The following is a 25,474-nucleotide window of genomic DNA, read 5'->3' on the forward strand; positions in this document are numbered from 1 at the left end:
CTTGCTACTTGCAGCTTGTCGCTTATTTGTCCGGCATCGGCATGGGGAATGGCATGACGTTGCCACCGCCCTTGGCTTCGCTGATCTTCGCCGTACCCAGACGCTCTACCTCGTCGATGCGGATGATCGCGTGCATCGGTACGAAGCTGCGCACCACACCCTCGAACTGCGCCTTGAGTTTCTCCTCGCTGGGGTCGACCACCAGCTGGCTGCGCTCGCCGAAGACGAACTCTTCAACCTCCAGAAAGCCCCACAGATCACTTTGAAAGATCTGCTTGGCATACATCTCGTATACCTGGCCCTGGTTGAGAAAAATCACCTTGTAGATGGGATCACGCTTGCTCATGGAGATTCGAAGCCAGGAAAAACGGGGCGCGCAGAATAGCACAGCGCCGCACGCGTAGCCCGGATGCAATCCGGGCATGGACGACGATGCACCTGCCTGTGGCCGCAAGCTTGTAGCCTGTCGCCCACCTCTCCCCTATAATGCGCGGTCATTTTTTAACCACCTCAGACAGTGCCATGACCAAGAAGCTCTATATCGAAACCCACGGTTGCCAGATGAACGAGTACGACAGCTCGCGCATGGTCGACCTGCTGGGCGAGCATCAGGCCCTGGAGGTCACGGAAAAACCCGAAGAAGCCGACGTGATCCTGCTCAATACCTGCTCGATCCGCGAGAAGGCGCAGGACAAGGTGTTCTCCCAACTCGGCCGCTGGCGCGAGCTGAAGCAGGCCAACCCGGACCTGGTGATCGGCGTCGGCGGCTGCGTGGCCAGCCAGGAAGGCGCGGCGATTCGCGATCGCGCGCCCTATGTCGACGTGGTCTTCGGCCCGCAGACCCTGCACCGCCTGCCGGAGATGATCGACGCCGCGCGCGTAACCAAGACCGCCCAGGTGGACATCAGCTTTCCCGAGATCGAGAAGTTCGACCGCCTGCCCGAGCCGCGCGTCGACGGCCCCAGCGCCTTCGTCTCGGTGATGGAAGGTTGCAGCAAGTACTGCACCTTCTGCGTGGTGCCCTACACCCGCGGCGAGGAAGTCAGCCGCCCACTGGTCGACGTGTTGATGGAAATCACCTCCCTCACCGAGAAGGGCGTCAAGGAAATCACCCTGCTCGGGCAGAACGTCAACGGCTATCGCGGGGAAGCGCCGGATGGCCATATCGCCGACTTCGCCGAACTGCTGCATGCCGTGGCTGCCCTCGATGGCGTCGAGCGCATCCGCTACACCACCAGCCACCCGCTGGAGTTCTCCGACGCGATCATCGCCGCCCATGCCGAGATCCCGCAGCTGGTGAAATACCTGCACCTGCCGGTGCAGTCCGGCTCGGATCGCATCCTCGCGGCGATGAAGCGCAACCACACCGCGCTGGAATACAAGTCGCGCATCCGCAAGCTGCGCGCCGCCGTGCCGGACATCCTGATCAGCTCGGACTTTATCGTCGGCTTCCCTGGCGAGACCGAGAAGGACTTCGATCAGACCATGAAGCTGATCGAGGACGTCGGTTTCGACTTCTCCTTCTCCTTTATCTACAGCTCGCGCCCAGGTACTCCGGCCGCCGACCTGGTCGACGATACCCCGGAAGAAGTGAAGAAGCAGCGTCTGGCCCTGCTGCAGCACCGCATCAACCAGAACGGTTTCGAGAACAGCCGGCGCATGGTCGGCACGGTGCAGCGCATTCTGGTCAGCGACTACTCGAAGAAGGACCCGGGCATGCTCCAGGGCCGCACCGAGCAGAACCGCATCGTCAATTTCCGCTGCGATAATCCGCGCCTGATCGGCCAGTTCGTCGACGTGCATATCGACGACGCCCTGCCCCATTCGCTGCGCGGCACCCTGCTGGATGCCGACACCCTCCACTAACGTAGCGGGCGCCCCCACTTTGCGTTGTCGGCGGCCAGCGTTATGCTGCCTTTCAATACCCAGACAAGTGACGATCACACCATCACCTTGAACGCCTCTCTAGAACCTCATCGTTTCACCCTCGAACCCTTCGAGGCCCGCCGTTTCGCCAACCTCTGCGGCCAGTTCGACGAGCACCTGCGCCTGATCGAAGAGCGCCTCGGCCTGGAAATCCGCAACCGTGGCAACCAGTTCGAAATGCTTGGTAGCGCCGACAAGACCCAGGCCGCCGAAACCCTGCTGCGCAAGCTGTACCGCGAAACCAAGGCCACCGAACTGTCGCCCGACCTGGTGCACCTGTATTTGCAGGAATCCGGCGTCGAGGAGCTGGTCAACCCCAGCAACCTGCCTCAGGTGACCCTGCGCACCAAGAAGGGCGTGATCAAGCCGCGCGGCGCCAACCAGCAGCGCTACGTCAAGGCGATCCTCGACAACGACATCAACTTCGGCATCGGCCCGGCCGGCACCGGCAAGACCTACCTGGCCGTGGCCTGCGCGGTGGACGCGCTGGAGCGCGAGCAGGTGCGGCGCATCCTGCTGGTGCGCCCGGCGGTCGAGGCCGGCGAGAAGCTCGGCTTCCTGCCCGGCGACCTGGCACAGAAGATCGACCCTTACCTGCGCCCGCTGTACGACGCGCTCTATGAAATGCTCGGCTTCGACCACGTGGCCAAGCTGATCGAGAAACAGGTGATCGAGATCGCACCGCTGGCCTACATGCGCGGCCGCACGCTTAACAACAGCTTCATCATTCTCGACGAGAGTCAGAACACCACCGTCGAGCAGATGAAGATGTTCCTCACCCGTATCGGTTTCGGCTCCACTGCCGTGATCACCGGCGACATTACCCAGGTCGACCTGCCGCGCGGCACCAAGAGCGGCCTGGCCCATGTCATCGAAGTGCTGCGTGACGTACCCGGCATCAGCTTCACCCACTTCAAGCCCAAGGACGTGGTGCGCCACCCGCTGGTGCAGCGCATCGTCGAAGCCTACGAGCGCCACGACGCACGCCTGAGCGGCAAGGGCGACGGCCAGGATGCTTGAGCTCGACCTGCAACTGGCCACTGACGGCCAGCACCCTGATGAGGCACAGCTGCGCCGCTGGTGCGAGCTGGCGCTGCGCCAGCGCACGGCCGATTCCGAGCTGACCATTCGCCTGGTCGACGAGGCCGAAGGCCGCGAGCTGAACCACACCTGGCGGCACAAGGACTACGCCACCAACGTGCTGTCCTTCCCCGCCGAAATTCCCGACGGCATTCTCGACATTCCGCTGTTGGGCGATCTGGTGATCTGCGTGCCGGTGGTCGAGCGCGAAGCCGCCGAGCAAGGCAAGGCGCTGGACGCGCACTGGGCACACCTGGTGATCCACGGCTGCCTGCACCTGCTCGGCTATGACCATATCGAGGACGACGAAGCCCTCGAGATGGAAGATCTGGAACGACAATTGCTCGCCGAATTGGGTCATCCCGACCCCTATGCCGGCGATGAACCGCCTAATGAAAAGGACCCCGAGTAAAACGCCATGAGCGAAGACCGATCGAGCAACGAGCAGAAGTCCTGGTTCAACAAGCTGACCCAGGCTTTTGCTCATGAGCCGAGAAACCGCCAGGAGCTGCTGGAAGTCCTGCGCGAAGCCCACCAGAACAAGCTGCTCGACAGCGAGGCGCTGGCCATCGTCGAAGGCGCCATCCAGGTCGCCGACCTGCAGGTACGCGACATCATGGTGCCGCGCTCGCAGGTGATCAGCATCAAGGCCACGCAGACGCCGCAGGAGTTTCTCCCCGCGATCATCGACGCCGCGCACTCGCGCTACCCGGTAATCGGCGAAAGCCTCGATGACGTCATTGGCATCCTCCTGGCCAAGGATCTGCTGCCGCTGATCCTGCAGGGCGAGCAGCCCAACTTCAACATCAAGGACCTGCTGCGCCCGGCCACCTTCGTGCCCGAGTCCAAGCGCCTCAACGTGCTGCTGCGTGAGTTCCGCGCCAACCACAACCACATGGCCGTGGTCATCGACGAATACGGCGGCGTGGCCGGCCTGGTGACCATCGAGGATGTGCTGGAGCAGATCGTCGGCGACATCGAAGACGAGCACGATGTCGAGGAAGACGGCTACATCAAGCCACTGCCGTCCGGCGACTACCTGATCAAGGCACTGACGCCCATCGACAGCTTCAACGAGACCTTCGACAGCCAGTTCTCCGACGACGAATACGACACCGTCGGCGGCCTGGTGATGAACGCCTTCGGCCACCTGCCCAAGCGCAACGAAGTCACCGAGATCGGCGAATTCCGCTTCCGCGTACTCAACGCCGACAGCCGCCGCATCCACCTGCTGCGCCTGACGCCGATCAGTCGCTGACGGCTGGTATCCGGGGATGACCAGAGCGCCTCCCCGGATTGCATCCGGGCCAGGGAAACACTGAAAAAGCCGTCATACCCGCGCACGCGGGCATCCAGAACCTGCGAATCACCTGGGCTCCCGCCTTCGCGGGAGTGACTATAGATGGCTTTTTAAGAACAGCCCTGGCACTTGCCGCCTGCCACTGCCTGCCCCTACCCTTGCGCCACCCCGCTTCCAAGGATTTGCCCCATGTTGCAATGGATCACTCGTCCGGGCTGGCCCGGCCACCTGCTCGCCTGCGGCGCAGGCGCCTTGACCACTCTGGCCCTCGCCCCGTTCGACCTCTGGCCACTGGCTGTGCTGTCCATTGCCCTGTTCTATTTCGGCCTGCGCCATCTACGCCCAGGCCAGGCCGCAGTGCGCGGCTGGAGCTATGGTTTCGGCCTGTTCGCCGCCGGCACCAGCTGGGTGTACGTCAGCATCCACGACTATGGCGCCGCCTCGCCGGCACTGGCCGGCCTGCTCACCCTGGGTTTCGTCGCTGGGCTGGGCCTGTTTTTCGCCCTGATGGCCGCGCTCTGGGCGCGCTGGATCCGCCGCAGCGAAGCGCCGCTGGCCGACGCCCTGGCCTTCGCCGCGCTGTGGGTCGCCCAGGAAGTGTTCCGTGGCTGGTTCCTCACCGGCTTTCCCTGGCTCTATGCTGGCTACAGCCAACTCGAAGGCCCACTGAGCGGGCTGGTGCCGGTCGGCGGAGTGTGGCTGGCCTCCTTCGTCATCGCCCTGTCGGCCGCACTGATCATCAACCTGGAACGTCTGCGCGCGCACAAACCGCGCTACCTCTGCGCCCTGCTCCTGTTGCTGAGCCCCTGGATCGCCGGCCTGGCGCTGAATGATCACAGCTGGACACGGCCAGCCGGCAACAGCCTGAGCGTTGCCGCCGTGCAGGGTAATGTCGAACAGCATCTGAAATGGGATCCGGAGCAACTCAACGCGCAGCTGGCGCTGTACCGTGATCTCAGTTTCAGCGCCGAACGCGTCGATCTGCTGGTCTGGCCGGAAACGGCCATACCGCTACTCAAGGACCTGGCCCAGGGCTATATCGGCGTGATGGATCGTTTCGCCCGCGACCGTAACAGCGCGCTGATCACCGGCGTGCCGGTACGCCAGTCCAACGAGCGCGGCGAGGTTCGTTATTACAACGCCATCACCAGCTTCGGCGACGCTCAGGGTACCTACCTCAAGCAGAAGCTGGTGCCCTTCGGTGAATACGTGCCGCTGCAAGACCTGCTGCGCGGCTTGATCGCCTTCTTCGACCTGCCCATGTCCGACTTCGCCCGCGGCCCGAGTGACCAATCACCGCTGCTGGCCAAGGGGCAGCGCATCGCACCGTTCATCTGCTACGAAGTGGTCTACCCGGAGTTCGCGGCGGCACTGGCGGCGGACAGCGACATCCTGCTGACGGTGAGCAACGATGCCTGGTTCGGCACCTCCATCGGCCCGCTGCAGCACCTGCAGATGGCGCAGATGCGCGCACTGGAAGCCGGGCGCTGGATGATCCGCGCCACCAACAACGGCATGACGGTGATCATCGATCCACAAGGGCGCATCCAGTCCGCCTTGCCGCAGTTCGAACGCGGCGTACTGTATGGCGAGGTGGTGCCGATGCAGGGGCTCACGCCCTACCTGCAATGGCGCATCTGGCCACTGGCGATCCTTTGCGCCCTGCTGCTGGGCTGGGCGCTGCTGGCTAGCCGCATGGCCAAGACGGTCTAAACGCGGCGGCAAGCGAATGTAGCCTGGATGAAATCCGGAAGTAAGCCGCACGACGCCCCGGATTGCATCCGGGCTACGGGCTGGCCAGGATCTGTAGGGCGGTCTCGCGAGCGAAGCGAGCAGCCCGCCAGCCAGCCAGCCAGCCCTCGGAACGCAGAATCCGCAGGCGGACTGTCTGCGGCGAGTACGCCCTACTGCTTGCCGTAGACGATTGGATACGCCAGCAGCCCGATGGCCTCGTTGAGCAACAGACTGCTCTGCCAGATCACCCGCGATTCCGGCAGCCAGCCGCCCAGCGGGCGCTCGTAACCTGCGCTGAGGTAGCCCATCGGCGCGCTGATCACCTCGAAGCCCGCCTGCTCGAAACTCCAGCGGGCACGCGGCATGTGCCAGGCCTGCGTAACCAGCACCACACGACGCACGCCCTGCGGCTGCAGCAACTCGGCGCTGAACGCGGCATTCTCCCAGGTGGTGCGGCTGCGCTCTTCGCGCCAGCGAATGTCCAGGCCGTAATCACGCTGCATGGCATCGGCCATCAGCGCCGCCTCGCTGGGTGGCTGGCCGTAATGCAGGCCACCGCTGGCCGCCATTGGCAGGCCGGATGCACGCGCCAGGCGCGCGGCATAGCGCAGGCGCTCCAGGGCCATCAGCCCAGGCTGATCGGTTGCGCCCCAGCCTGGATCGTTCTGCTCACGTCCGGCGCCAAGAATCACGATGGCATCGACACGCTGCGCCAGCGTCGCCCACTGCGCCTCTTCAAGCGCAGGCTCACGTTCGAGCAGGCCTGCACTCCATTGCATCACCGCTGGCAAGCTCATCAGCCACAGCCCACCAAAGCCCATCAGCAAACAGGCCATAGCCAAGCGGGGAAAACGGCGACGCAGCCACCAGCCCAGCAACATCAGCAGAAGCAGGATGCCGGGCGGCATCAGCAGTTGTTTGAGAATGTAGCGAATCGGCATCAGGCACCTCCGGGGCGCCTGATCCTAGCGGGTATTGCCGCTGCGAAACAGCTTTGAACCACAGGCCTGGCACGCCTGCGCATCCTGCCCGCGATGCCAGCTCACCGACGTCCCACACAACGCGCAACAGAGCGCCTGGCGACGCTTCATCAGGGGTTTGGGCCTGCCCATCGGCTTGCTGCCTGCCGCCTTGCCGCTGCGCAATGCCTGACGCTGAATCAACGCCAGCTCTTCGGCTGCCGCGTGCCAGCCGCGCAGCCAATGCAGGTCACGGTTGAGATAGGCGCGGATCAGCTCCAGCTCCGCCGGGCTAAGCCCATCGAGCTCCAGTTCGCGAAGGGGTTCGGCATGCAGGCGACTGGCGGTATCGGCCTCTTCCAGCGCCAGCGCAAGGCGCTGCAGCAGTCGCCCATAGAGGCCATCTCCCCTCTCCGCTTGCCGTGCAACAGCCATTTGACACCTCGCGATAGCCGATATGTGCGGGCCATGACTAAAGTTTAGCGAAGGCGCTGCAAGCAGCGTTGCGCCGCGACCAACGGCGTGCGCATGCAATCTGGGTTTCCCTCGATAGACGGCGCTCATGTATGCTACGGCGTTTTCCGCAAGCCCCATTCCTTCAGCGCCAGAGCCATGCACGAACAGTACTCGCCCCGTGAAATAGAAGCCGCCGCGCAGTCCCACTGGGACGCGCAACAATCCTTCGTCGTCAGCGAACAGCCGGGCAAGGACACCTTCTACTGCCTGTCGATGTTCCCCTACCCCAGCGGCAAGCTACACATGGGGCACGTGCGCAACTACACCATCGGTGACGTGATCGCGCGCTACCAGCGCATGCAGGGCAAGAACGTGCTGCAGCCGATGGGCTGGGACGCCTTCGGCATGCCGGCGGAAAACGCGGCGATGAAGAACCAGGTCGCACCGGCCAAGTGGACCTACGAGAACATCGCCTACATGAAGTCCCAGCTCAAATCGCTGGGCCTGGCCATCGACTGGACGCGCGAAGTCACCACCTGCAAACCGGACTACTACCGCTGGGAACAGTGGCTGTTCACCCGCCTGTTCGAAAAGGGCGTGATCTACCGCAAGAACGGTACCGTCAACTGGGACCCGGTGGACCAGACCGTACTGGCCAACGAGCAGGTCATCGACGGCCGTGGCTGGCGTTCGGGCGCGCTGATCGAGAAGCGCGAAATCCCGATGTACTACTTCAAGATCACTGCGTATGCCGAAGAGCTGCTGAGCAGCCTGGATGAACTGGATGGCTGGCCCGAGCAGGTCAAGACCATGCAGCGCAACTGGATCGGCAAGAGCTACGGTGCCGACATCGTGTTCGACTATGACGTCGCCAGCATCGGCATCGACGGCCAGCTCAAGGTCTATTCGACTCGCCCCGACACCCTGATGGGCGCCACCTACGTGGCCGTGGCCGCCGAACACCCGCTGGCCCAACGCGCTGCCGAGGGCAATGCGGCCATCGCCGCCTTTATCGCCGAGTGCAAGGCCGGCTCCGTGGCCGAGGCCGACATGGCCACCATGGAGAAGAAGGGCGTTGCCACCGGCCAGTTCGTCATTCATCCGCTGACCGGCGACAAGCTGCCGGTGTTCGTCGCCAACTACGTGCTGTGGGGCTACGGCGAAGGCGCGGTGATGGCCGTGCCGGCCCACGACGAGCGCGACTTCGAGTTCGCCCACAAGTACGACCTGCCGATCCAGCCGGTCTACGCCGGCGAGGGCAAGGACTACGACAGCGGGCAATGGCAGGCCTGGTACACCGACAAGGACGGCCTGACCACCGTCAACTCCGGCAAGTACGATAACCTCGACTTCAGCGCCGCCTTCGACGCCATAGTCGCCGACCTCGAAGCGACCGGCCACGGCGCGCGCAAGACCCAGTTCCGCCTGCGCGACTGGGGTATCAGCCGCCAGCGCTACTGGGGCTGCCCGATCCCGATCATCCACTGCGACGCCTGCGGCGACGTGCCGGTGCCGGAAGACCAGTTGCCGGTGGTGCTGCCCGAAGACGTGGTGCCGGACGGCGCAGGCTCGCCGCTGGCGCGCATGCCCGAGTTCTACCAGTGCAAGTGCCCGAAGTGCGGTGCCGATGCCAAGCGCGAAACCGACACCATGGACACTTTCGTCGAGTCGTCCTGGTACTTCGCCCGCTACGCCAGCCCGCACTATGAGGGCGGCATGGTCGACCCGGCTGCAGCCAACCACTGGCTGCCGGTGGATCAGTACATCGGCGGCATCGAACACGCCATCCTGCACCTCTTGTACGCGCGCTTCTTCCACAAGCTGATGCGTGACGAAGGCCTGGTGTCGTCCAACGAGCCGTTCAAGAACCTGCTAACCCAGGGCATGGTGGTCGCCGAGACCTACTACCGCACCCTGGAAAACGGCGGCAAGGACTGGTTCAACCCGGCCGATGTCGAGCTGGAACGCGATGCCAAGGCCAAGGTCATCAGCGCCAAACTCAAGTCCGACGGCCTGCCGGTGGAAATCGGCGGCACCGAGAAGATGTCCAAGTCGAAGAACAACGGCGTCGACCCGCAGGCCATGATCGATGCCTACGGCGCCGACACCTGCCGCCTGTTCATGATGTTCGCCTCGCCGCCCGATCAGAGCTGCGAATGGTCGGATGCCGGCGTCGAGGGTGCCAACCGCTTCCTGCGTCGTGTCTGGCGTCTGGCTCACGGCCATGTCAGCGCCGGTCTGCCGGGCAAGCTGGATGTCTCCGTTCTCACCGACGAACAGAAAACCGTGCGCCGCGCCATTCACCTGGCGATCAAGCAGGCCAGCAACGATATCGGCCAGCACCACAAGTTCAACACCGCCATCGCCCAGGTGATGACCCTGATGAACGTGCTGGAAAAGGCCGCCACCGCCACCGAACAGGACCGCGCGCTGGTGCACGAAGGTCTGGAAATCGTCACTCTGCTGCTGGCGCCGATCACCCCGCACATCAGCCACGAGCTGTGGCTGTGCCTGGGCCATGCCGATGCGGTGATCGATGCGCAGTGGCCGCAGGTCGATGAATCCGCTCTGGTGCAGGACAGCCTGACGCTGGTGGTACAGGTCAACGGCAAGCTGCGCGGCGAGATCATCGTTGCGGCCAGCGCCAGCCGCGAAGACGTCGAGGCCGCCGCTCGTGCCAACGAGAACGTCCTGCGCTTCACCGAAGGCCTGAGCATTCGCAAGGTCATCGTGGTGCCAGGCAAGCTGGTCAACATAGTCGCCAACTGATTAAGCTCGGCGCCACATATGTGTGGCGCCGTGATCCGCCAAGGGGATATGAGAATGATGAAACGGAATCTGCTGGTCATCGGCCTGGCTGGCCTGCTCAGCGCATGCGGCTTCCAGCTGCGTGGCACCGGCGATGTGCAGTTCGCCCTCAAGGAGCTCGACGTCAGCGCGCGCGATGCCTACGGCGACACCGTGCAGCAAGTACGTGAAGTGCTGGAGAACAACGACGTTCGCGTCTACTCCGGCGCCCCCTACAAGCTGGTAATCGCCCGCGAGACCGAGAATCGTCGCGGCGCCAGCTACAGCAGCGGCGCGCGTACCGCCGAGTACGAGCTGACCATGGGCCTGGAATACGAGATTCGCGGCACACAGAACCTGCTGCTGACCGGCAACAAGGTGGAAGTGCAGAACTACTACCAGCAGGACGACAACAACCTAGCCGGCTCCGACCAGGAAGCGGCTCAGCTGCGCAGCGAGCTGCGCCGTGAAATGATCCAGCAACTGATGTTCAGCCTGCAGCAGATCACGCCCGAGCGACTGGACCAACTGCAGCAGACCGCCGAAGCCCGCGCCAAGGCCGAAGCCGAAGCACTGGAAGCGCAGCGCCGGGCTCGTGAGAGCCAGGTCGCGCCGCAGCAGTCGCCGATCGAACTGCCGTCCCGCTAAAGGCCCAAGGGCCGCAGCCGCGGCCCGACGCCCTGCCCCTGATGACATCACCCCGATGAAGCTTGCCCCCGCGCAACTCGGCAAACACCTGCAAGGCGCACTGGCACCTGTCTATGCGATCAGCGGCGACGAGCCATTGCTGTGCCAGGAAACCGCTGACGCCATTCGCAATGCCTGCCGCCAGCAGGGGTTCGGCGAACGCCAGGTGTTCAATGCCGAAGCCAACTTCGACTGGGGCAACCTGCTGCAGGCTGGCGCCAGCCTCTCGCTGTTCGCCGAGAAGCGCCTGCTGGAACTGCGCCTGCCTTCCGGCAAGCCAGGCGACAAGGGCACAGCCGCCCTGCTCGAGTACCTGGCCCGCCCGCCCGAGGACACCGTCCTCTTGCTGAGCCTGCCCAAGCTCGATGGCAGCACGCAGAAATCCAAATGGGCCAAGGCCCTGATCGACGGCCAGGTGAGCCAGTTCATCCAGATCTGGCCGGTAGACGCCAACCAGTTGCCGCAGTGGATTCGCCAGCGCCTGGCGCAGGCCGGCCTGAGCGCCAGCGCCGACGCGGTGGAAATGATCGCCGCGCGGGTAGAAGGCAACCTGCTGGCCGCCGCCCAGGAAGTGGAAAAGCTCAAGCTGCTCGCCGAAGGCAATCAGGTCGACGCCGAGACCGTGCAAGCAGCAGTGGCCGACAGCGCCCGCTTCGACGTCTTCGGCCTGATCGATTGTGCCCTCGGTGGTGACGCCGCCCATGCCCTGCGCATGCTCGAAGGCCTGCGTGGCGAGGGCGTGGAAACCCCGGTGATCCTCTGGGCGCTGGCGCGCGAGATTCGCCTGCTGGCCAGCATCGCCCATCAGCAGAGCCAGGGCATCCCCTTGGACAAGGCCTTCTCCAGCGCCCGCCCGCCCGTCTGGGACAAACGCCGGCCGCTGGTTTCCAAGGCCTTGCAACGTCACAGCAGCAAACGCTGGGGCGAGCTGTTGCAGCAGGCGCAGTTGATCGACGCACAGATCAAGGGTCAGGCGCCCGGTGATCCGTGGAGCGAGTTGGCCATGCTGACCCTGCAGTTAGCCGGACAGCGCCTGCGCCTGTAATTGTTGCTGCCTGCTTCCTTGTAGGGTGGGCCGGGCGGCGATCCGCTTCAGCCCACGTCCACCACCGTTGGTGGGCTAAAGCCCACCCTACGAGCTGACCCTGCAACTGGCCGGGCAACGGCTGCGTCTTTCTCCGTAGGGCGGGTGCAACCCGCCACCCGATGATGGCGGGTTGCACCCGCCCTACGCCCCGTCTGGACATTTTCTGAACAGCGGCGCATAGTCCTCGCCGCCTGCATTGGCGCAGGCCAGTCTGCATGAGGAAATGCCATGAGCAAGAAAACCGGCAAACGGCCGAACAAGGCCAAATCCATCGTCGCCCAGCCGCTGTTTCGCTCCCGCCAGGAACGGCCACAGAAAGGCAAAGGCAGCTACCGCCGCGAAGCCTCCCACAATTGGGAGGCTTCTTGCTTTATGGGCTATGTTGACTCACTGATGGCCCTGCCTGTTGCCCGAGCATGCTAAGGTAAGCGCCTGCTTAAACGTCCTGAGATAGACATGCCACACCAGCTTCCTCGTCGCGTCCTGGCTCTGCTTCCTCTTCTGCTGCTGGCGGCCTGCGCCCAGGCCCCGGCGGAAAATCTGCCTACCGCCACAGCCCCTGCAGCGGTCCAGACTGCAACCGAAACAACCTTGCCCAGTTTCGCCGACTGGCGTCAGGCCATGCGTAGCGAAGCGATTGCCACCGGCATCGACGCGGCGCTGTTCGATCGCGTATTCGCTGGCGTCACCCCTGACCCTGCGGTGCTCAAGGCAGACAGCAGTCAGCCCGAGTTCACTCGCCCGGTGTGGGAATATCTCGACGGTGCCGTCTCCTCCAGCCGCATCGGCCGCGGCCGAGTATTGCTGGCCCAGCACAACACCATGCTGCAACGTATCGAGCAGCAATATGGCGTCGAAGCGCAGATCCTGGTGGCCATCTGGGGCCTGGAGAGCAACTTCGGTAACAATATCGGTAGCCACAGCGTAATACGCTCCCTCGCCACCCTGGCCTATGACGGTCGCCGCCAGGGCTTCTGGCGTGCTCAGTTGCTGGCCGCCCTGCAAATCCTGCAGAACGGCGATGTACCCAGCGATCGCATGATCGGTTCCTGGGCCGGCGCCATGGGCCAGACCCAGTTCATGCCCACCACCTACAACCAGCATGCGGTCGACTTCGACGGCGACGGCAAGCGCGACCTGTGGAACTCCTCGGCCGATGCCTTGGCCTCGGCGGCTCATTACCTGCAAGCCTCGGGATGGCAGCGCGGCCAGCCCTGGGGTTTCGAGGTGCGCCTGCCGAGCGACTTCGACTATGCCCTGGCAGACCCGGACCAGCGTCGCAGCCTGACCGAGTGGGCCGAACTCGGCGTGCGCCCACTGGCACCGACCGGCGCAGCCGCCAGCGCGCGCGCCAGCCTGCAGCTGCCTGCCGGGCACCAAGGCCCGGCCTTCCTGCTGCTGGATAACTTCCGCAGCATCCTCAAGTACAACAATTCCACGTCCTACGCGCTGGCCATCGGCCTGCTCGCCGACAACCTGCTACGCAGCACCGAAATCAAGGGGCAATGGCCCCGGGGTGAGCGTCAGTTGGGGCGTAGTGAACGTGTCGAGCTGCAGGAGCTGCTGGCCCAGGCCGGTTTCGACCCGGGTCCGGCCGACGGCATCATCGGCGCCAACACGCGCAAGGCCATTCGCGCCCTGCAACTGCAGTTGAACTGGCCAGCCGATGGCTACCCCAACACCCAACTGCTGCAACAGCTGCAACAGCTGCGCACACGCTGAATCCAGCACTGACACCTCAGGGGGGCTTGCCATCATCGGCAAGCGCCTTGCCGAGCGGTCACAGCGACGCCCCCCCCAAAAAACGCCTTGGCGGTGTTTTGTCGACAGGCGGCCTCAGCGTCTGCATACACCTTCTGTGATAGACTGGCCGGCGGCCAAAAGCCACCTGCCCACGGAGCCTCTACCGGAGCCCAGATTTCCGATGTCCGACACCTCCTCGCCCAAATCCGTCGCCAGCGGCGAAAAATTTCGCACCGCCCAAGGCATCACCGCGATCAAGGATGGTCAGAAGCGCCGCGCCTCGGCCGAACCCCAGGTGTTCGAACCCAAGCCCAAGTGGCTGCGGGTCAAGGCTCCTGGCGGTAGCCGTTTCGAGGCGGTCAAGCGCAACGTCGGCGAACACCGCCTGAGTACCGTCTGCCAGGAATCGCACTGCCCGAACATGGGCGAATGCTGGTCCAACGGCACGGCCACCATCATGCTGATGGGCTCGGTGTGCACCCGCGCCTGCCGCTTCTGCGCCGTGGACACCGGCAACCCCAATGGCTGGCTTGACCTGGAAGAGCCGCAGAACACTGCCAAGTCGGTGGAACTGATGGCCCTGCGTTATATCGTGCTGACCTCGGTGGACCGTGACGACCTCGAAGATGGCGGCGCCGGCCACTATGCAGCCTGCGTGCGAGCGATCAAGGAAAACACCCCGCAGGTGGTGGTCGAAGCCCTGACCCCGGATTTCGATGGCGATCATCAGGCCATCGAGCGCGTGGTCGACTCCGGTCTCGAAGTCTTCGCGCAGAACGTCGAGACGGTCAAACGTCTCACCTATGTGGTTCGCGATCCACGCGCCGGCTACGAGAAGACCCTCAAGGTGCTCGAGCACGCCAAGAAGCATCGTCCGGACGTACTGACCAAGACCAGCCTGATGCTCGGCCTGGGTGAAACCGACGAGGAAATCCTCGAGACCATGGATGACCTGCGCGCCATCGGCGTGGACATCCTCACTCTCGGCCAGTACCTGCAACCCACGCGCAACCACCTCAAGGTGCAACGCTGGGTCAGCCCTGAAGAATTCAACCGCCTGCGCGACATCGGCCTGGAGAAAGGCTTCATGGAAGTCGCCGCTGGCCCGCTGGTGCGTTCCAGCTACCGCGCCGACCGCGTGTTCGAGAAGAACAATCTGGGTCTCGCCGCTCCGGTTCCGGTGCCCGGCCAGGAGGTCAACGCCAGCCTGATTCCGGCGTTGAATCTGAACTGAGACAGATCCTCAGGGAAAACGAAAGGGACGCCTCGGCGTCCCTTTTTCGTTACTGTCAGTAAGTATGCGTGGCTACGCGTAACCCAGACGGGCACGCAGCGCCTGTTCCAGACGTCGCGACACCTCGTCGAACACGGGCGGCGCTTGCAGCAGGTCACGCATCTGCACCATCTTCAGCCCCGCGTAGCCACATGGGTTGATGCGCAGGAAAGGCGACATGTCCATATCGACGTTCAGCGCCAGGCCATGGAAGGAGCAGCCACGGCTGACGCGCAGCCCCAGCGAGGCGATCTTGTCACCTGCCACGTATACACCGGGCGCATCCGCCTTGGGCGCAGCCTCGATGCCATAGCTGGCCAACAGCTCCACCAGGCTTTGCTCCATGGCGGTGACCAGTTCACGCACACCAAGGTCAAGGCGACGCAGATCGAGCATCAGATAGGCCACCAGCTGACCAGGGCCGTGATAGGTCACCTGCCCGCCGCGCTCGACCTGAATCACCGGAATATCGCCGGCAGCGAGCACATGCTCGGCCTTGCCAGCCTGGCCCTGAGTGAACACCTTGGGATGCTGCAGCAACCAGATTTCGTCCGGGGTCTGCGCATCGCGCTCACGGGTCAACTCGCGCATGGCCTCCAGCGTAGGCTGGTAGTCGACCAGCCCGAGATGACGGACGACAAGCTCGGGCATGGCTATCACAGCACCATATGCACGCGACCGGTGGCACGCAGGTCGACGTGAATCGCCTGCAATTGCTCGACACCAGTGGCAGTGATCAGCACCTGAACGGAAAGAAAGTTACCGTTGCGACTGTCACGCATCACCAGCGTGGAGGTATCCAGATCGGGAACGTGGCGCTGGATCACTTCGATCACCAGGTCGGAGAAACCCTCACCAGCGGTGCCGATAACCTTGATCGGGTAACGCTCGCAGGGGAATTCGATTTTTGGCGGTTGAACGTCGCTATCGGTCATGGCATCAGCGGGCTTGTGGCCCGTCCAGAAAGGGCCGCCCCGGGTTGGAGCGGCTGGCTAAATCGGTGAGCCTCTAAAGCGCAGACGGAGCAGTCAGGCGAAGAAGCGCGGCTTACAGCATGTAAATGGGCATTGCTGCAGCCTGTTTCAACGCCATGACGACAACGCCGGTCGCTTTCAGAGGCGGCTGTCAGTTGAACAGGCCGAAGAAGAACATCCGAATGCTATCCCACAGACGACGCAGCAGGCCGCCCTCTTCAACCGATTCCAGCGCGACCAGGTCAGTGCTGCGCACCACCTCGTCACCCAATTTGACTTCGACCTTGCCGATCACATCGCCCTGCTGGATCGGTGCGATCAGTTGCGGGTTGAGGGTCATGCTGGCCTGCAGTTTTTCCAGTTGGCCCTTGGGCATGGTCAGGGTCAGGTCTTCGGCGAGGCCGGCCTTGACCTGATGCGCAGTGCCTTTCCAGACAGTGGCCTGAGCCAGCTCGGCGCCTTTCTGATAGAAGGTGCGGCTTTCGAAGAAACGGAAACCATAGGTCAGCAGCTTCTGCACTTCGGCAGCACGGGCCTGTTCACTGACGGTACCGAACACCGCCGCAATCAGACGCTGGCCGTCACGCACGGCGGAAGCCACCAGGCAGTAGCCCGCTTCCTCGGTGTGACCGGTTTTCAGGCCATCGACCGTATTGTCGCGCCACAACAGCAGATTGCGGTTGGGCTGCTTGATGCCGTTCCAGAAGAATTCCTTCTGCTTGTAGATATCGTAGTGGGCCTGATCTTCGTAGATGATCGCGCGGGCCAGTTTGGCCATGTCATGGGCCGAGGAGTAGTGCTCCGGGTCCGGCCAGCCGGTGGAGTTCATGAAGTGCGAATTGCTCATGCCAAGACGCTGGGCATGGGTGTTCATCATGTCGGCGAAGGCATCTTCACTACCGGCGATGTGCTCGGCGATGGCAATACTGGCATCGTTGCCGGACTGAATGATGATGCCGTGCAGCAGGTCATCCACCGAGACTTCCTTGCCCACCTCGATGAACATCTTCGAGCCGCCCTTGCGCCAGGCCTTTTCGCTGACGCGGACCATGTCGCTTTCCTTGATCTGGCCCCGGTTGATCTCCAGAGTCGCGATATAGGCGGTCATCAGCTTGGTCAGGCTGGCCGGCGGCAGACGCTGATCGCCGTTGCTCTCCACCAGGACCTGGCCGCTGGCGGCATCCATCAGGACATAGGAAGTCGCCGCCAATTGCGGGGGCGCGGGGACCACTTGCTGGCTGGACCAGGCGAGCGGAGCGCTCAGCAGGCCCAGGAAAAGGAAGGCACGTTGCGCGAAGCTGGTGATGTTCATCCGTCTCTCGAGATTTCTTGCTTGGGTTTAGCGACCCAGGTGGGTCATCGGACAGCTCGCCGCGAACGGCGAGCCTCGGATTTAGTCCGGCAAACGCCGGTTAAGTTGCCATCAGTCGGCACGTACCAGCGTGGGCTGCCCCAGATTGGCCAGGCGCACGCTGCTCTGCAGCTGCTCAGCTTCTCCCTGATTGCTGATCGGCCCCATGCGGACGCGGTGCAGTATCTGCTGGTCGCGCACCACTGAGCTGATGAACACCGGCACACTGCTGGTCTGGCTCAGCTTGGACTTGAGCAGCTCCGCAGCGTCCGGATTGGCGAAGGCTCCCACCTGGAGAAACAGGCCAGAGACTGCGAGTAAATCGTTTTTTTTTGCGTCGATCTGCACCGGCACCACCGCAGCGGCGTGCTGCGTCGGCGGCGGCGAATAGTGCTCGACAGGCTGCGCGACAGGCTGGGCAACGGCAGCCTTGGCCGGTTGATTGTTAGCCAGTACCAGCGGCACCGGACGGCCCTGCTGCGCCCACCACTCATGCGGGTCGATGCCTTCGACCTTGACCCGCGCAGTGCCTTTTTCAGCGAAACCGAGCTTTTTGGCCGCGGCAAAGGACAGATCGATGATACGGTCGGAGTAGAACGGCCCACGGTCGTTGACCCGCAGGATCACCACCTTGTCGTTTTCCAGGTTGGTCACCCGTACGTAGCTGGGCAGCGGCAGCGTCTTGTGTGCTGCGGTCATGCCGTACAGGTCGTAGGTCTCGCCGTTGGCCGTGGCCTGGCCATGAAACTTGGTGCCATACCAGGAAGCCGGACCGACCGCCTGGTAGCGACGGGCATCCTGAATAGGGTAGTACTGTTTGCCGAACACCACATAGGGGCTGGCCTTGACCGGCCCGTAATGGGGCATGGGGATGGCGTCCTGAATCTTCGACACGTCGACATCCCACCAGGGCGCGCCATCCTTGTGCGGTCGATTGAAATCATCCGGGCCGGAAATACCAGCCGACGGACCGGGCACCACCGCAGGCTGCGGTGCTCGCTTGGAAGAACAGCTCGCCAGCAACAGCGCTGCAGTTACGCAGGCTGCCAGCGGCAGCAGTTTGGACGCACTCATCGATTACCCCGCGCTTCGACCAGCAGTTCGGCCAGTTGGTTGACCGCCATGGCATACATCACGCTGCGATTGTAGCGGGTGATGGTGTAGAAGTTGGGCAAACCGAACCAGTATTCATCGCCTTGCGCACCTTCCAGACGAAACGCGGTGACCGGCAGATCTTCGGCCAGCTTGTCCTGGCTCTGCCAGCCCAGCGCGCGCAGCTCGGCGACGCTCTTTACCGGATCCAGCCCCTGCGTCAGGCCTTCGTCGACGCGAGTACCACTGGCCTCGACGCGACTGGCGACCTGACCGCCGGCCTGCCAGCCGTGGCGCTTGAAATAGCTGGCAACACTGCCGATGGCATCGGTCGGGTTGCTCCAGATGTTGATATGGCCGTCGCCATCGAAGTCCACGGCGTAAGCACGGAAACTGCTCGGCATGAACTGTGGCAAGCCCATGGCGCCAGCATAAGACCCCTTGAGGGTGATCGGATCGACCTGTTCCTCACGGGTAAGCAGCAGAAATTCGCGCAGCTCCTTGCGGAAGAACGGCGCACGCGGCGGATAATCGAAGGCCAGGGTCGACAGGGCGTCCATCACCCGCCAACTGCCGGTGTTGCCGCCATAGAAGGTTTCCACGCCGATGATGGCGACGATGAATTGCGGCGGCACACCGTACTCGGCTTCGGCCTTCTCCAGTGCAGCCTGGTTGTTTTTCCAGAATTCCACGCCGTGAGCGATACGCTTGTCGGTGATGAAGATCGGCCGGTAGTCCTTCCAGGGCTTGACCTTCTCTGCCGGGCGCGAGATGGCATCGAGAATCGCCTGCTTGCGCTCAACCTCGGCGAACAGGCTGACCAGTTGCTCGCTGGCGAAGCCATAGTCGCGGGTCATTTCCTCGACGAACTCGGCCACCTGCGGCGAGCCGTCGTAATCGGCCGCCAGCGCCTGTGCACCAGTACCAAGCGCGCCGGCGATACCGACTCCAATGAGCGTACGAGCAGCCCAACTACGCAGAGAATGCATTAACTAAAAACCCCCAAATCAAACCTGAGCGATCCACTTTCTGTGGGTGTGGATCGCCATCAATATCCCGAAGCCTGACAACAGCGTGACCAGATGGGTTCCGCCATAACTAATGAAGGGCAGCGGCACCCCAACCACCGGCAGCAGCCCGCTGACCATGCCGATGTTGACGAATACGTAGACGAAGAAGGTCATGGTCAGCGCCCCGGCCAGCAGCTTGCCGAACAACGTCTGCGCCTGGGCGGTAATCACCAGGCCACGCGCCAGCAGCAGCAGATAGAGCAGCAACAACAGACAGACGCCGACCAGGCCGAACTCCTCCGCGAGCACGGCAATGATAAAGTCCGTATGGCTTTCCGGCAAAAAATCCAGGTGCGACTGGGTACCCAGTAACCAGCCCTTGCCCAATACACCACCAGAACCGATGGCCGCCTTGGACTGGATGATGTTCCAACCCGACCCCAGCGGATCGCTCTCCGGGTTGAGGAAGGTCAACACACGGCGCTTCTGGTAGTCATGCATGACGAAGTACCACATGCCCACCGCAATCGGTACCACAGCGGCGGCGGCACCAATGATCCAGCGCCACTGCAGGCCAGCCATGAACACCACGAAGGCGCCCGAGGCGAGAATCAGCAGCGAAGTCCCCAGGTCCGGCTGTTTGACGATCAGCACGAAGGGAATACCGATCATCGCCAGGCTGATGACAATGTGCTTGAAGCGTGGCGGCAGGTTATACCGTGACAGGTACCAGGCAATGGTCATCGGCATGATGATCTTCATCAGCTCCGAAGGCTGGAAACGGATCACCCCGGGAATATTGATCCAGCGTGTCGCCCCCATCGCGGTGTGGCCCATCACCTCCACCACTATCAGCAAGGCGACACCCGCCAGATAGGCCAGAGGCACCCAGCGCGCCATAAAGCGCGGGTCGAACTGGGCGATCACCACCACCGCGAGCATGCCTATGCCGAAAGACGAGGCTTGCTTGAGCAGCAGGTCGACGTTCTTGCCACTGGCCGAATAAAGAATGAACAGACTGCCAGTGCCCAGAATCAGCAGCAGCAACAGCAACCAGCCATCGATATGCATGCGCTGCAACAGACTGGCGCGACGACGCAGTACGTCCTCGTCGGACAGGGTGCGGTCGAAATTGCTGATCATCGCTGGCTGACCTCGGCAGTCTGGGGCAAGGCGAATTCGGCTTTGAGCTGACCGGTCTCTTTATCCAGCAGCCAGGCGTCCATCACCTGCTTGACCACCGGGGCGGCGACGCCAGAGCCTGACTCGCCGTTTTCCACCATGACCGCTACGGCGATCTGCGGCTTCTGCGCCGGCGCAAAACCAATGAACAGGGCGTGGTCACGATGGCGCTCCTGCACCTTGTTGCGGTCGTACTTCTCACCCTGCTTGATCGCCACCACCTGCGCCGTACCGCTCTTGCCCGCGATGCGGTAGACCGAACTGTCACCGACCTTGCGCGCGGTACCGCGAGGGCCGTGCAATACCTCTTCCATGCCGTGAATGCCGTAATCCCAGAATTTCGGATCACGCAGGACGATATCGGGCATCGGATTGGGGTCAGCAGGCAGGCGGCCGTCGACGCTCTTGGCCAGGTGCGGACGAATCCACTTGCCGCGCGTGGCCATCAGCACGGTGGCCTGCGCCAACTGCAGCGGCGTGGTCTGCATGTAGCCCTGGCCAATGCCGAGAATCAGCGTCTCGCCCGGGTACCAGGGCTGACGATAACGTGCCCGCTTCCAGTCACGCGAAGGCATCAGGCCGGCGGTTTCCTCGAACATGTCCAGCGCCACGCGCTGCCCGAGGCCGAAGCGGCTCATGTAATCGTGCATGCGATCAACGCCCATCTTGTGCGCCAGATCATAGAAATAGGTGTCATTGGAGCGGGCGATGGCCAGGTTGAGATCGACCCAGCCGTCACCGGTGCGGTTCCAGTTACGGTATTTGTGGCTGTGATTGGGCAACTGATAGAAACCGGGGTCGAACACCCGCGAAGTGGGAGTGACCACCCCTGCATCGAGACCGGCCACAGCAACCATCGGTTTGATGGTCGAGCCTGGTGGATAGAGGCCGCGCAGCACCCGGTTATACAGCGGCTGATCGATGGAGTCGCGCAGCTCGCCATAGGCCTTGAAGCTGATACCGGTGACGAAGGGATTGGGGTCGAAGCTGGGCTGACTGACCATCGCCAGCACTTCACCATTATTCGGGTCGATAGCCACCACTGCTCCACGTCGACCACCCAGGGCGTTCTCGGCCGCCTCCTGCAGCTGTACATCGAGGCTGAGCACGATGTCCTTGCCCGGTTTCGGATCGACGCGCTTGAGCACCCGCAGCACGCGACCACGCGCATTGGTCTCGACCTCTTCGTAGCCGACTTCGCCGTGCAACTCGTCCTCGTAGAAACGCTCGATACCGGTCTTGCCAATATGGTGGGTACCGGCGTAATCGGTCGGATCCAGACGCTTGAGCTCCTGCTCGTTGATGCGCCCGACGTAGCCGACCGAATGAGCGAAGTGTTCCTGCTGCGGGTAATGCCGCACCAGCTGCGCGGCGACCTCGACGCCCGGCAGGCGGAACTGGTTGACCGCAATACGAGCGATCTGCTCTTCGGACAGCTCGAACAGGATCGGTACCGGCTCGAACGGACGCCGCCCCTGGCGCACGCGGCGCTCGAACAGCACGCGCTCATCCTCGGAAAGCTCGAGCACCTCGACTACCGTATCGAGCACGCTCAACCAGTCACCGGCGCGCTCGCGGGTTACGGTCAGGCTGAAGCTGGGACGGTTGTCGGCGATGATCACCCCATTGCGGTCGAAGATCAGCCCACGGGTCGGCGGCAGCGGCTGCACGTGGATGCGATTGTTTTCCGCCAGGGTGCTGTGATGCTCGTACTGCACGACCTGCAGGTAGTACATGCGCATGATCAGCACGCACGTCAGCAGGATGATCACCACCCCGCCGACGAGCACCCGGCGCTTGACCAGGCGAGCGTCCTTTTCGTGATCCTTGAGGCGAATCGGCTGCGGCATGACTAGGTGATCACTTGTGATACGGGTGGCCGGACAGCACGGTCCAGGCTCGGTAGATCTGCTCGCCGAGCAGAATACGCACCAGCGGATGCGGCAGGGTCAGTGGCGACAGCGACCAGCGTTGTTCGCTGCGCGCACAGACCTCCGGCGCCAGCCCTTCCGGGCCACCGACCATGAGGTTGACGTTGCGCGCATCGAGACGCCAGCGCTCCAGCTCCGCCGCCAGCTGCTCGGTGCTCCACGGCTTGCCATGGACCTCCAGCGTGACGATACGTTCGCCGGGCTGCACCTTGCTCAGCATGGCCTCCCCCTCCTGACGGATCAGGCGGGCAACGTCGGCATTCTTGCCGCGGGTGTTGAGGGGAATTTCCACCAGCTCCAGCGGCAGTTCTGCAGGCAGACGCTTGACGTACTCCTGCCAGCCCTCCTCGACCCAGCGCGGCATGCGCGAACCGACGGCGATCAGTTTGATCCGCACGGCTTGCGCTTACTCGGCGCTGTGCTGAGCGCGGCTCTGCTCGGCGCCCTGCCACAGGCGCTCGAGGTCATAGAACTGACGCGCGGTCGGCAGCATCACGTGCACGACGATGTCGCCCAAGTCGAGCAGGGCCCATTCGCCGCTGTCCAGACCTTCGCTACCGATCGGGCGCACGCCCTGCTCCTTGACCTTTTCCAGCACGTTTTCCACCAGCGACTTGACCTGACGGCTGGAGCTACCGCTGGCGATCACCATGAAGTCGGTGATGCTGGTCTTGTCCTTGACGTCGATCACGGTGATGTCGGTCGCCTTGATTTCTTCCAGCGCCGCCACGGCGATCTTGACCAGCTCTTCGCTGGGCATGTTCTGCTTGCTCATAAATGACTCATTTGCCTCGTGTAATGGACGCCGGCGCACATGCGCGGCGTTTCAAGCATTGGGCGCACGGTACAGATCGTGCGCCTGGATGTAGGCCAGTACCGCATCCGGCAGCAGATATCGCGCCGAGCGGTCGGTTGCCAGTAGATGGCGAATCTGCGTGGCGGAAATCGCCAGCGGAGTCTGCCAGATGAAACTGATTTGCCCGCCAGCACCCTGCAGGCTCAGCGGGTCGCTGACACTGCGCGCGGCCAGCAGATCGCGCAGCGCCTCCGGCGCTTCGCTGTCGGCATCCGGCCGTTGCAGCACCAACAGGTGGCAATGCTCAAGCAGTTCCTGCCAGCGATGCCAACTCGGCAAGCCGCAGAAAGCGTCCCAGCCGAGCAGCAGAAACAGCTGATCGTCCGCTGCCAACTCGGCGCGCACAGACTCCAGCGTGTCCACCGTATAAGACGGTTTGTCACGGCGCAGCTCGCGGTCATCGACCGTCAGCCGCGGCTCGCCGGCCACCGCCAGCTGAACCATGGCCAAGCGTTGCTCGGCTGTTGCCTGCGGCGTGTCGCGATGCGGCGGCCTGGCGCTGGGAATCAGCCGCAGTTGGTCCAGCGCCATGAACTCGGCCACTTCCAGTGCGGCACGCAGATGCCCGATGTGCACCGGGTTGAAGGTACCGCCGAGCAGGCCGATGCGTCGGGCGCCGATCCGTTTCATTTATGTGCGAATGTGTCCATCGCCAAAGACCACGTACTTCTCGCTGGTCAGCCCCTCCAGGCCAACCGGGCCACGGGCGTGCAGCTTGTCGGTGGAGATACCGATCTCCGCGCCCAGGCCGTACTCGAAACCATCGGCAAAGCGGGTCGAGGCATTGACCATCACCGAAGCGGAATCCACCTCGGTGAGGAAGCGCCGAGCATCGCTGAAGTTCTCGGTGATGATCGAATCGGTGTGCTGCGAGCCGTAGTGGTTGATGTGCTCGATGGCCGCATCCAGCGAGTCGACGATGCGAATCGCCAGGATCGGCGCGTTATACTCGGCGAACCAGTCGTCCTCGCTCGCTTCCAGCACATCGCTGCCGAGCAGTTCGCGGGTCGCGGCATCGCCACGCAGCTCCACGCCCTTATCGCGGTAGATCGCGGCCAACGGCGGCAGCACACGCGCGGCGATAGCCTGGTGCACCAGCAGGGTTTCCATGGCGTTGCACGGCGAATAACGCTGGGTCTTGGCGTTGTCGGCAACGCGAATGGCCTTGTCGAGGTCGGCAGCGATATCGATATAAACGTGGCAGACGCCATCCAGGTGCTTGATCACCGGCACCTTGGCGTCGCGACTGATGCGCTCGATCAGGCCCTTGCCACCGCGCGGCACGATCACGTCGACGAACTCCGGCATGGCGATCAGCTCACCGACAGCCGCGCGGTCGGTGGTTTCCACCACCTGCACGGCAGCTGCCGGCAGATCGGCTTCGGCCAGGCCCTGCTGGATGCAGCGGGCAATCGCCTGGTTGGAATGAATGGCCTCGGAGCCGCCACGCAGGATGGTGGCGTTGCCGGACTTCAGGCACAGGCTGGCCGCATCGATGGTCACGTTCGGCCGCGACTCGTAGATGATGCCGATCACGCCCAGCGGCACACGCATCTTGCCGACCTGGATACCGGACGGCAGGTAGCGCATACCCTGAATCTCGCCGATCGGGTCAGGCAAGGTCGCCACCTGGCGCAGGCCTTCGATCATGCTGTCGATCACCTTCGGCGTCAGCGCCAGGCGATCGACCATGGCCGGCTCCAGACCGCTGGCGCGGGCGGCTGCCAGGTCCAGTTCGTTGGCGGCGGTCAGCTCGGCGCGAGCGGCGTCGAGGGCATTGGCAGCGGCCTGCAGCGCGCGATTCTTCTGCGCGGTGCTGGCACGGGCGAGCACCCTGGAGGCCTGGCGGGCGGCCTGGCCCAGGCGGGTCATGTAGTCGTGCACGGACTCGGTCATGGCGGCGGAGGTCTGGCAGTTGGAAAAAGGGGCTGATTATAGCGGGCTCGCAAGGCCACGCCCAGCGGCGTCTGGCAAGCGGTAGGCAGCTCGTCCGCCAGGTGATGAATGCTGGGCAACGCCGGACCTAACCGGGGTAGCGCACCGATG

24 protein-coding genes and 1 pseudogene are annotated in these 25,474 nt (G+C 63.4%); 11 read left to right on the plus strand and 14 right to left on the minus strand.

The window, feature by feature from the left end; translation table 11 throughout:
* Positions 1 to 22: 22 nt before the first annotated feature.
* Complete coding sequence (locus BLT86_RS14735; protein ID WP_004424773.1) at positions 23 to 346, minus strand: DUF1820 family protein; 324 nt, start codon at positions 344 to 346, stop codon at positions 23 to 25.
* Between the two features lie 176 nt (positions 347 to 522).
* Between BLT86_RS14735 and miaB the strand changes: the two genes are divergently transcribed.
* The 5 genes from miaB (at position 523) to lnt (ending at position 6,019) form a co-directional block, all read left to right on the plus strand.
* A complete protein-coding gene (gene miaB / locus BLT86_RS14740; RefSeq protein ID WP_092377688.1) occupies positions 523 to 1,866 on the plus strand; it encodes a tRNA (N6-isopentenyl adenosine(37)-C2)-methylthiotransferase MiaB in 1,344 nt (447 codons plus the stop codon).
* An 87-nt stretch (positions 1,867 to 1,953) separates the two neighbouring features.
* Positions 1,954 to 2,946 carry a PhoH family protein gene (locus BLT86_RS14745; protein WP_092380431.1) on the plus strand — a complete coding sequence of 331 codons (993 nt, stop codon included), beginning with the start codon at positions 1,954 to 1,956 and terminating at the stop codon, positions 2,944 to 2,946.
* Positions 2,939 to 3,418: an rRNA maturation RNase YbeY gene (gene ybeY, locus BLT86_RS14750; RefSeq protein ID WP_092377691.1), complete on the plus strand. Its 480-nt coding sequence runs from the start codon at positions 2,939 to 2,941 to the stop codon at positions 3,416 to 3,418. The genes BLT86_RS14745 and ybeY overlap by 8 nt, the downstream gene beginning before the upstream one ends.
* A gap of 6 nt (positions 3,419 to 3,424) precedes the next feature.
* Positions 3,425 to 4,264: an HlyC/CorC family transporter gene (locus tag BLT86_RS14755; protein ID WP_092377694.1), complete on the plus strand. Its 840-nt coding sequence runs from the start codon at positions 3,425 to 3,427 to the stop codon at positions 4,262 to 4,264.
* Between the two features lie 231 nt (positions 4,265 to 4,495).
* Positions 4,496 to 6,019, plus strand: a complete 1,524-nt coding sequence (gene lnt, locus BLT86_RS14760; RefSeq protein ID WP_092377697.1) for an apolipoprotein N-acyltransferase — start codon at positions 4,496 to 4,498, stop codon at positions 6,017 to 6,019.
* A gap of 191 nt (positions 6,020 to 6,210) precedes the next feature.
* On the opposite strand, the gene BLT86_RS14765 is transcribed toward lnt, so the two are convergent.
* Together BLT86_RS14765 and BLT86_RS14770 are read right to left on the minus strand one after the other, a co-directional pair.
* Positions 6,211 to 6,981, minus strand: coding sequence for a YdcF family protein (locus BLT86_RS14765; protein ID WP_092377700.1), 771 nt, complete (start codon positions 6,979 to 6,981; stop codon positions 6,211 to 6,213).
* A gap of 24 nt (positions 6,982 to 7,005) precedes the next feature.
* Entirely contained in the window at positions 7,006 to 7,434 is a 429-nt protein-coding gene (locus tag BLT86_RS14770; RefSeq protein ID WP_090337373.1) for a hypothetical protein, read from the minus strand.
* Between the two features lie 177 nt (positions 7,435 to 7,611).
* Between BLT86_RS14770 and leuS the strand changes: the two genes are divergently transcribed.
* From leuS to lipA, 6 genes and pseudogenes are all read left to right on the plus strand, one after another.
* A complete protein-coding gene (gene leuS / locus BLT86_RS14775) occupies positions 7,612 to 10,224 on the plus strand; it encodes a leucine--tRNA ligase (protein WP_092377703.1) in 2,613 nt (870 codons plus the stop codon).
* 54 nt (positions 10,225 to 10,278) lie between these two features.
* Positions 10,279 to 10,890: an LPS-assembly lipoprotein LptE gene (locus BLT86_RS14780; protein WP_021489483.1), complete on the plus strand. Its 612-nt coding sequence runs from the start codon at positions 10,279 to 10,281 to the stop codon at positions 10,888 to 10,890.
* A 55-nt stretch (positions 10,891 to 10,945) separates the two neighbouring features.
* Positions 10,946 to 11,974, plus strand: coding sequence for a DNA polymerase III subunit delta (gene holA / locus BLT86_RS14785; protein WP_092377705.1), 1,029 nt, complete (start codon positions 10,946 to 10,948; stop codon positions 11,972 to 11,974).
* 270 nt (positions 11,975 to 12,244) lie between these two features.
* Positions 12,245 to 12,391, plus strand: a pseudogene (gene arfA, locus BLT86_RS14790) (alternative ribosome rescue factor ArfA); the annotation flags it as partial.
* An 81-nt stretch (positions 12,392 to 12,472) separates the two neighbouring features.
* Positions 12,473 to 13,738, plus strand: a complete 1,266-nt coding sequence (locus BLT86_RS14795; RefSeq protein WP_092377708.1) for a lytic murein transglycosylase — start codon at positions 12,473 to 12,475, stop codon at positions 13,736 to 13,738.
* 202 nt (positions 13,739 to 13,940) lie between these two features.
* Positions 13,941 to 14,993 carry a lipoyl synthase gene (gene lipA / locus BLT86_RS14800; RefSeq protein ID WP_017675502.1) on the plus strand — a complete coding sequence of 351 codons (1,053 nt, stop codon included), beginning with the start codon at positions 13,941 to 13,943 and terminating at the stop codon, positions 14,991 to 14,993.
* Between the two features lie 72 nt (positions 14,994 to 15,065).
* Here the strand turns inward: lipA and lipB are convergent, their stop codons facing one another.
* The 11 genes from lipB to BLT86_RS14855 all read right to left on the minus strand — a co-directional run bounded on the left by lipB (position 15,066) and on the right by BLT86_RS14855 (position 25,324).
* Positions 15,066 to 15,683 carry a lipoyl(octanoyl) transferase LipB gene (gene lipB, locus BLT86_RS14805; protein WP_031306662.1) on the minus strand — a complete coding sequence of 206 codons (618 nt, stop codon included), beginning with the start codon at positions 15,681 to 15,683 and terminating at the stop codon, positions 15,066 to 15,068.
* A gap of 5 nt (positions 15,684 to 15,688) precedes the next feature.
* Positions 15,689 to 15,967 carry a DUF493 domain-containing protein gene (locus tag BLT86_RS14810; RefSeq protein ID WP_092377711.1) on the minus strand — a complete coding sequence of 93 codons (279 nt, stop codon included), beginning with the start codon at positions 15,965 to 15,967 and terminating at the stop codon, positions 15,689 to 15,691.
* A gap of 190 nt (positions 15,968 to 16,157) precedes the next feature.
* A complete protein-coding gene (locus tag BLT86_RS14815; protein ID WP_055987276.1) occupies positions 16,158 to 17,318 on the minus strand; it encodes a D-alanyl-D-alanine carboxypeptidase family protein in 1,161 nt (386 codons plus the stop codon).
* A 111-nt stretch (positions 17,319 to 17,429) separates the two neighbouring features.
* Positions 17,430 to 18,431 (minus strand): septal ring lytic transglycosylase RlpA family protein, encoded by a 1,002-nt coding sequence (locus tag BLT86_RS14820; RefSeq protein ID WP_092377715.1) that lies wholly within the window; start codon positions 18,429 to 18,431, stop codon positions 17,430 to 17,432.
* The gene (mltB, locus tag BLT86_RS14825) at positions 18,428 to 19,438 is read right to left on the minus strand and encodes a lytic murein transglycosylase B (protein WP_092377718.1); all 1,011 of its coding nucleotides are present in this window, start codon (positions 19,436 to 19,438) and stop codon (positions 18,428 to 18,430) included. The genes BLT86_RS14820 and mltB overlap by 4 nt, the downstream gene beginning before the upstream one ends.
* 18 nt (positions 19,439 to 19,456) lie before the next feature.
* Positions 19,457 to 20,560, minus strand: coding sequence for a rod shape-determining protein RodA (gene rodA, locus BLT86_RS14830; protein WP_175354167.1), 1,104 nt, complete (start codon positions 20,558 to 20,560; stop codon positions 19,457 to 19,459).
* 38 nt (positions 20,561 to 20,598) lie between these two features.
* Positions 20,599 to 22,491: a penicillin-binding protein 2 gene (gene mrdA, locus BLT86_RS14835; RefSeq protein WP_092377721.1), complete on the minus strand. Its 1,893-nt coding sequence runs from the start codon at positions 22,489 to 22,491 to the stop codon at positions 20,599 to 20,601.
* 10 nt (positions 22,492 to 22,501) lie between these two features.
* The gene (gene rlmH / locus BLT86_RS14840) at positions 22,502 to 22,969 is read right to left on the minus strand and encodes a 23S rRNA (pseudouridine(1915)-N(3))-methyltransferase RlmH (protein WP_003240195.1); all 468 of its coding nucleotides are present in this window, start codon (positions 22,967 to 22,969) and stop codon (positions 22,502 to 22,504) included.
* A gap of 9 nt (positions 22,970 to 22,978) precedes the next feature.
* Positions 22,979 to 23,332, minus strand: a complete 354-nt coding sequence (gene rsfS / locus BLT86_RS14845; RefSeq protein ID WP_003240193.1) for a ribosome silencing factor — start codon at positions 23,330 to 23,332, stop codon at positions 22,979 to 22,981.
* A 66-nt stretch (positions 23,333 to 23,398) separates the two neighbouring features.
* Positions 23,399 to 24,058, minus strand: a complete 660-nt coding sequence (gene nadD, locus BLT86_RS14850; protein ID WP_021489495.1) for a nicotinate-nucleotide adenylyltransferase — start codon at positions 24,056 to 24,058, stop codon at positions 23,399 to 23,401.
* The gene (locus tag BLT86_RS14855) at positions 24,059 to 25,324 is read right to left on the minus strand and encodes a glutamate-5-semialdehyde dehydrogenase (RefSeq protein WP_092377724.1); all 1,266 of its coding nucleotides are present in this window, start codon (positions 25,322 to 25,324) and stop codon (positions 24,059 to 24,061) included. It abuts the gene before it with no gap.
* Positions 25,325 to 25,474 lie beyond the last annotated feature (150 nt).

It is taken from the genome of Pseudomonas sihuiensis (assembly GCF_900106015.1).
GTDB classification, from domain to species: Bacteria; Pseudomonadota; Gammaproteobacteria; order Pseudomonadales; family Pseudomonadaceae; genus Aquipseudomonas; species Aquipseudomonas sihuiensis.

What these genes read in the sequence shown, in the direction of transcription:
- BLT86_RS14735 (WP_004424773.1), bottom strand. Translation starts at nt 346, where the DNA reads ATGAGCAAGCGTGATCCCATCTACAAGGTGATTTTTCTCAACCAGGGC.
- lipA (WP_017675502.1), top strand. Translation starts at nt 13,941, where the DNA reads ATGTCCGACACCTCCTCGCCCAAATCCGTCGCCAGCGGCGAAAAATTT.
- leuS (WP_092377703.1), top strand. Translation starts at nt 7,612, where the DNA reads ATGCACGAACAGTACTCGCCCCGTGAAATAGAAGCCGCCGCGCAGTCC.
- nadD (WP_021489495.1), bottom strand. Translation starts at nt 24,058, where the DNA reads ATGAAACGGATCGGCGCCCGACGCATCGGCCTGCTCGGCGGTACCTTC.
- BLT86_RS14765 (WP_092377700.1), bottom strand. Translation starts at nt 6,981, where the DNA reads ATGCCGATTCGCTACATTCTCAAACAACTGCTGATGCCGCCCGGCATC.
- BLT86_RS14755 (WP_092377694.1), top strand. Translation starts at nt 3,425, where the DNA reads ATGAGCGAAGACCGATCGAGCAACGAGCAGAAGTCCTGGTTCAACAAG.
- lipB (WP_031306662.1), bottom strand. Translation starts at nt 15,683, where the DNA reads ATGCCCGAGCTTGTCGTCCGTCATCTCGGGCTGGTCGACTACCAGCCT.
- BLT86_RS14855 (WP_092377724.1), bottom strand. Translation starts at nt 25,324, where the DNA reads ATGACCGAGTCCGTGCACGACTACATGACCCGCCTGGGCCAGGCCGCC.
- BLT86_RS14820 (WP_092377715.1), bottom strand. Translation starts at nt 18,431, where the DNA reads ATGAGTGCGTCCAAACTGCTGCCGCTGGCAGCCTGCGTAACTGCAGCG.
- ybeY (WP_092377691.1), top strand. Translation starts at nt 2,939, where the DNA reads ATGCTTGAGCTCGACCTGCAACTGGCCACTGACGGCCAGCACCCTGAT.
- BLT86_RS14780 (WP_021489483.1), top strand. Translation starts at nt 10,279, where the DNA reads ATGATGAAACGGAATCTGCTGGTCATCGGCCTGGCTGGCCTGCTCAGC.
- BLT86_RS14795 (WP_092377708.1), top strand. Translation starts at nt 12,473, where the DNA reads ATGCCACACCAGCTTCCTCGTCGCGTCCTGGCTCTGCTTCCTCTTCTG.
- BLT86_RS14815 (WP_055987276.1), bottom strand. Translation starts at nt 17,318, where the DNA reads ATGAACATCACCAGCTTCGCGCAACGTGCCTTCCTTTTCCTGGGCCTG.
- BLT86_RS14770 (WP_090337373.1), bottom strand. Translation starts at nt 7,434, where the DNA reads ATGGCTGTTGCACGGCAAGCGGAGAGGGGAGATGGCCTCTATGGGCGA.
- miaB (WP_092377688.1), top strand. Translation starts at nt 523, where the DNA reads ATGACCAAGAAGCTCTATATCGAAACCCACGGTTGCCAGATGAACGAG.
- holA (WP_092377705.1), top strand. Translation starts at nt 10,946, where the DNA reads ATGAAGCTTGCCCCCGCGCAACTCGGCAAACACCTGCAAGGCGCACTG.
- mltB (WP_092377718.1), bottom strand. Translation starts at nt 19,438, where the DNA reads ATGCATTCTCTGCGTAGTTGGGCTGCTCGTACGCTCATTGGAGTCGGT.
- mrdA (WP_092377721.1), bottom strand. Translation starts at nt 22,491, where the DNA reads ATGCCGCAGCCGATTCGCCTCAAGGATCACGAAAAGGACGCTCGCCTG.
- lnt (WP_092377697.1), top strand. Translation starts at nt 4,496, where the DNA reads ATGTTGCAATGGATCACTCGTCCGGGCTGGCCCGGCCACCTGCTCGCC.
- rsfS (WP_003240193.1), bottom strand. Translation starts at nt 23,332, where the DNA reads ATGCCCAGCGAAGAGCTGGTCAAGATCGCCGTGGCGGCGCTGGAAGAA.
- BLT86_RS14810 (WP_092377711.1), bottom strand. Translation starts at nt 15,967, where the DNA reads ATGACCGATAGCGACGTTCAACCGCCAAAAATCGAATTCCCCTGCGAG.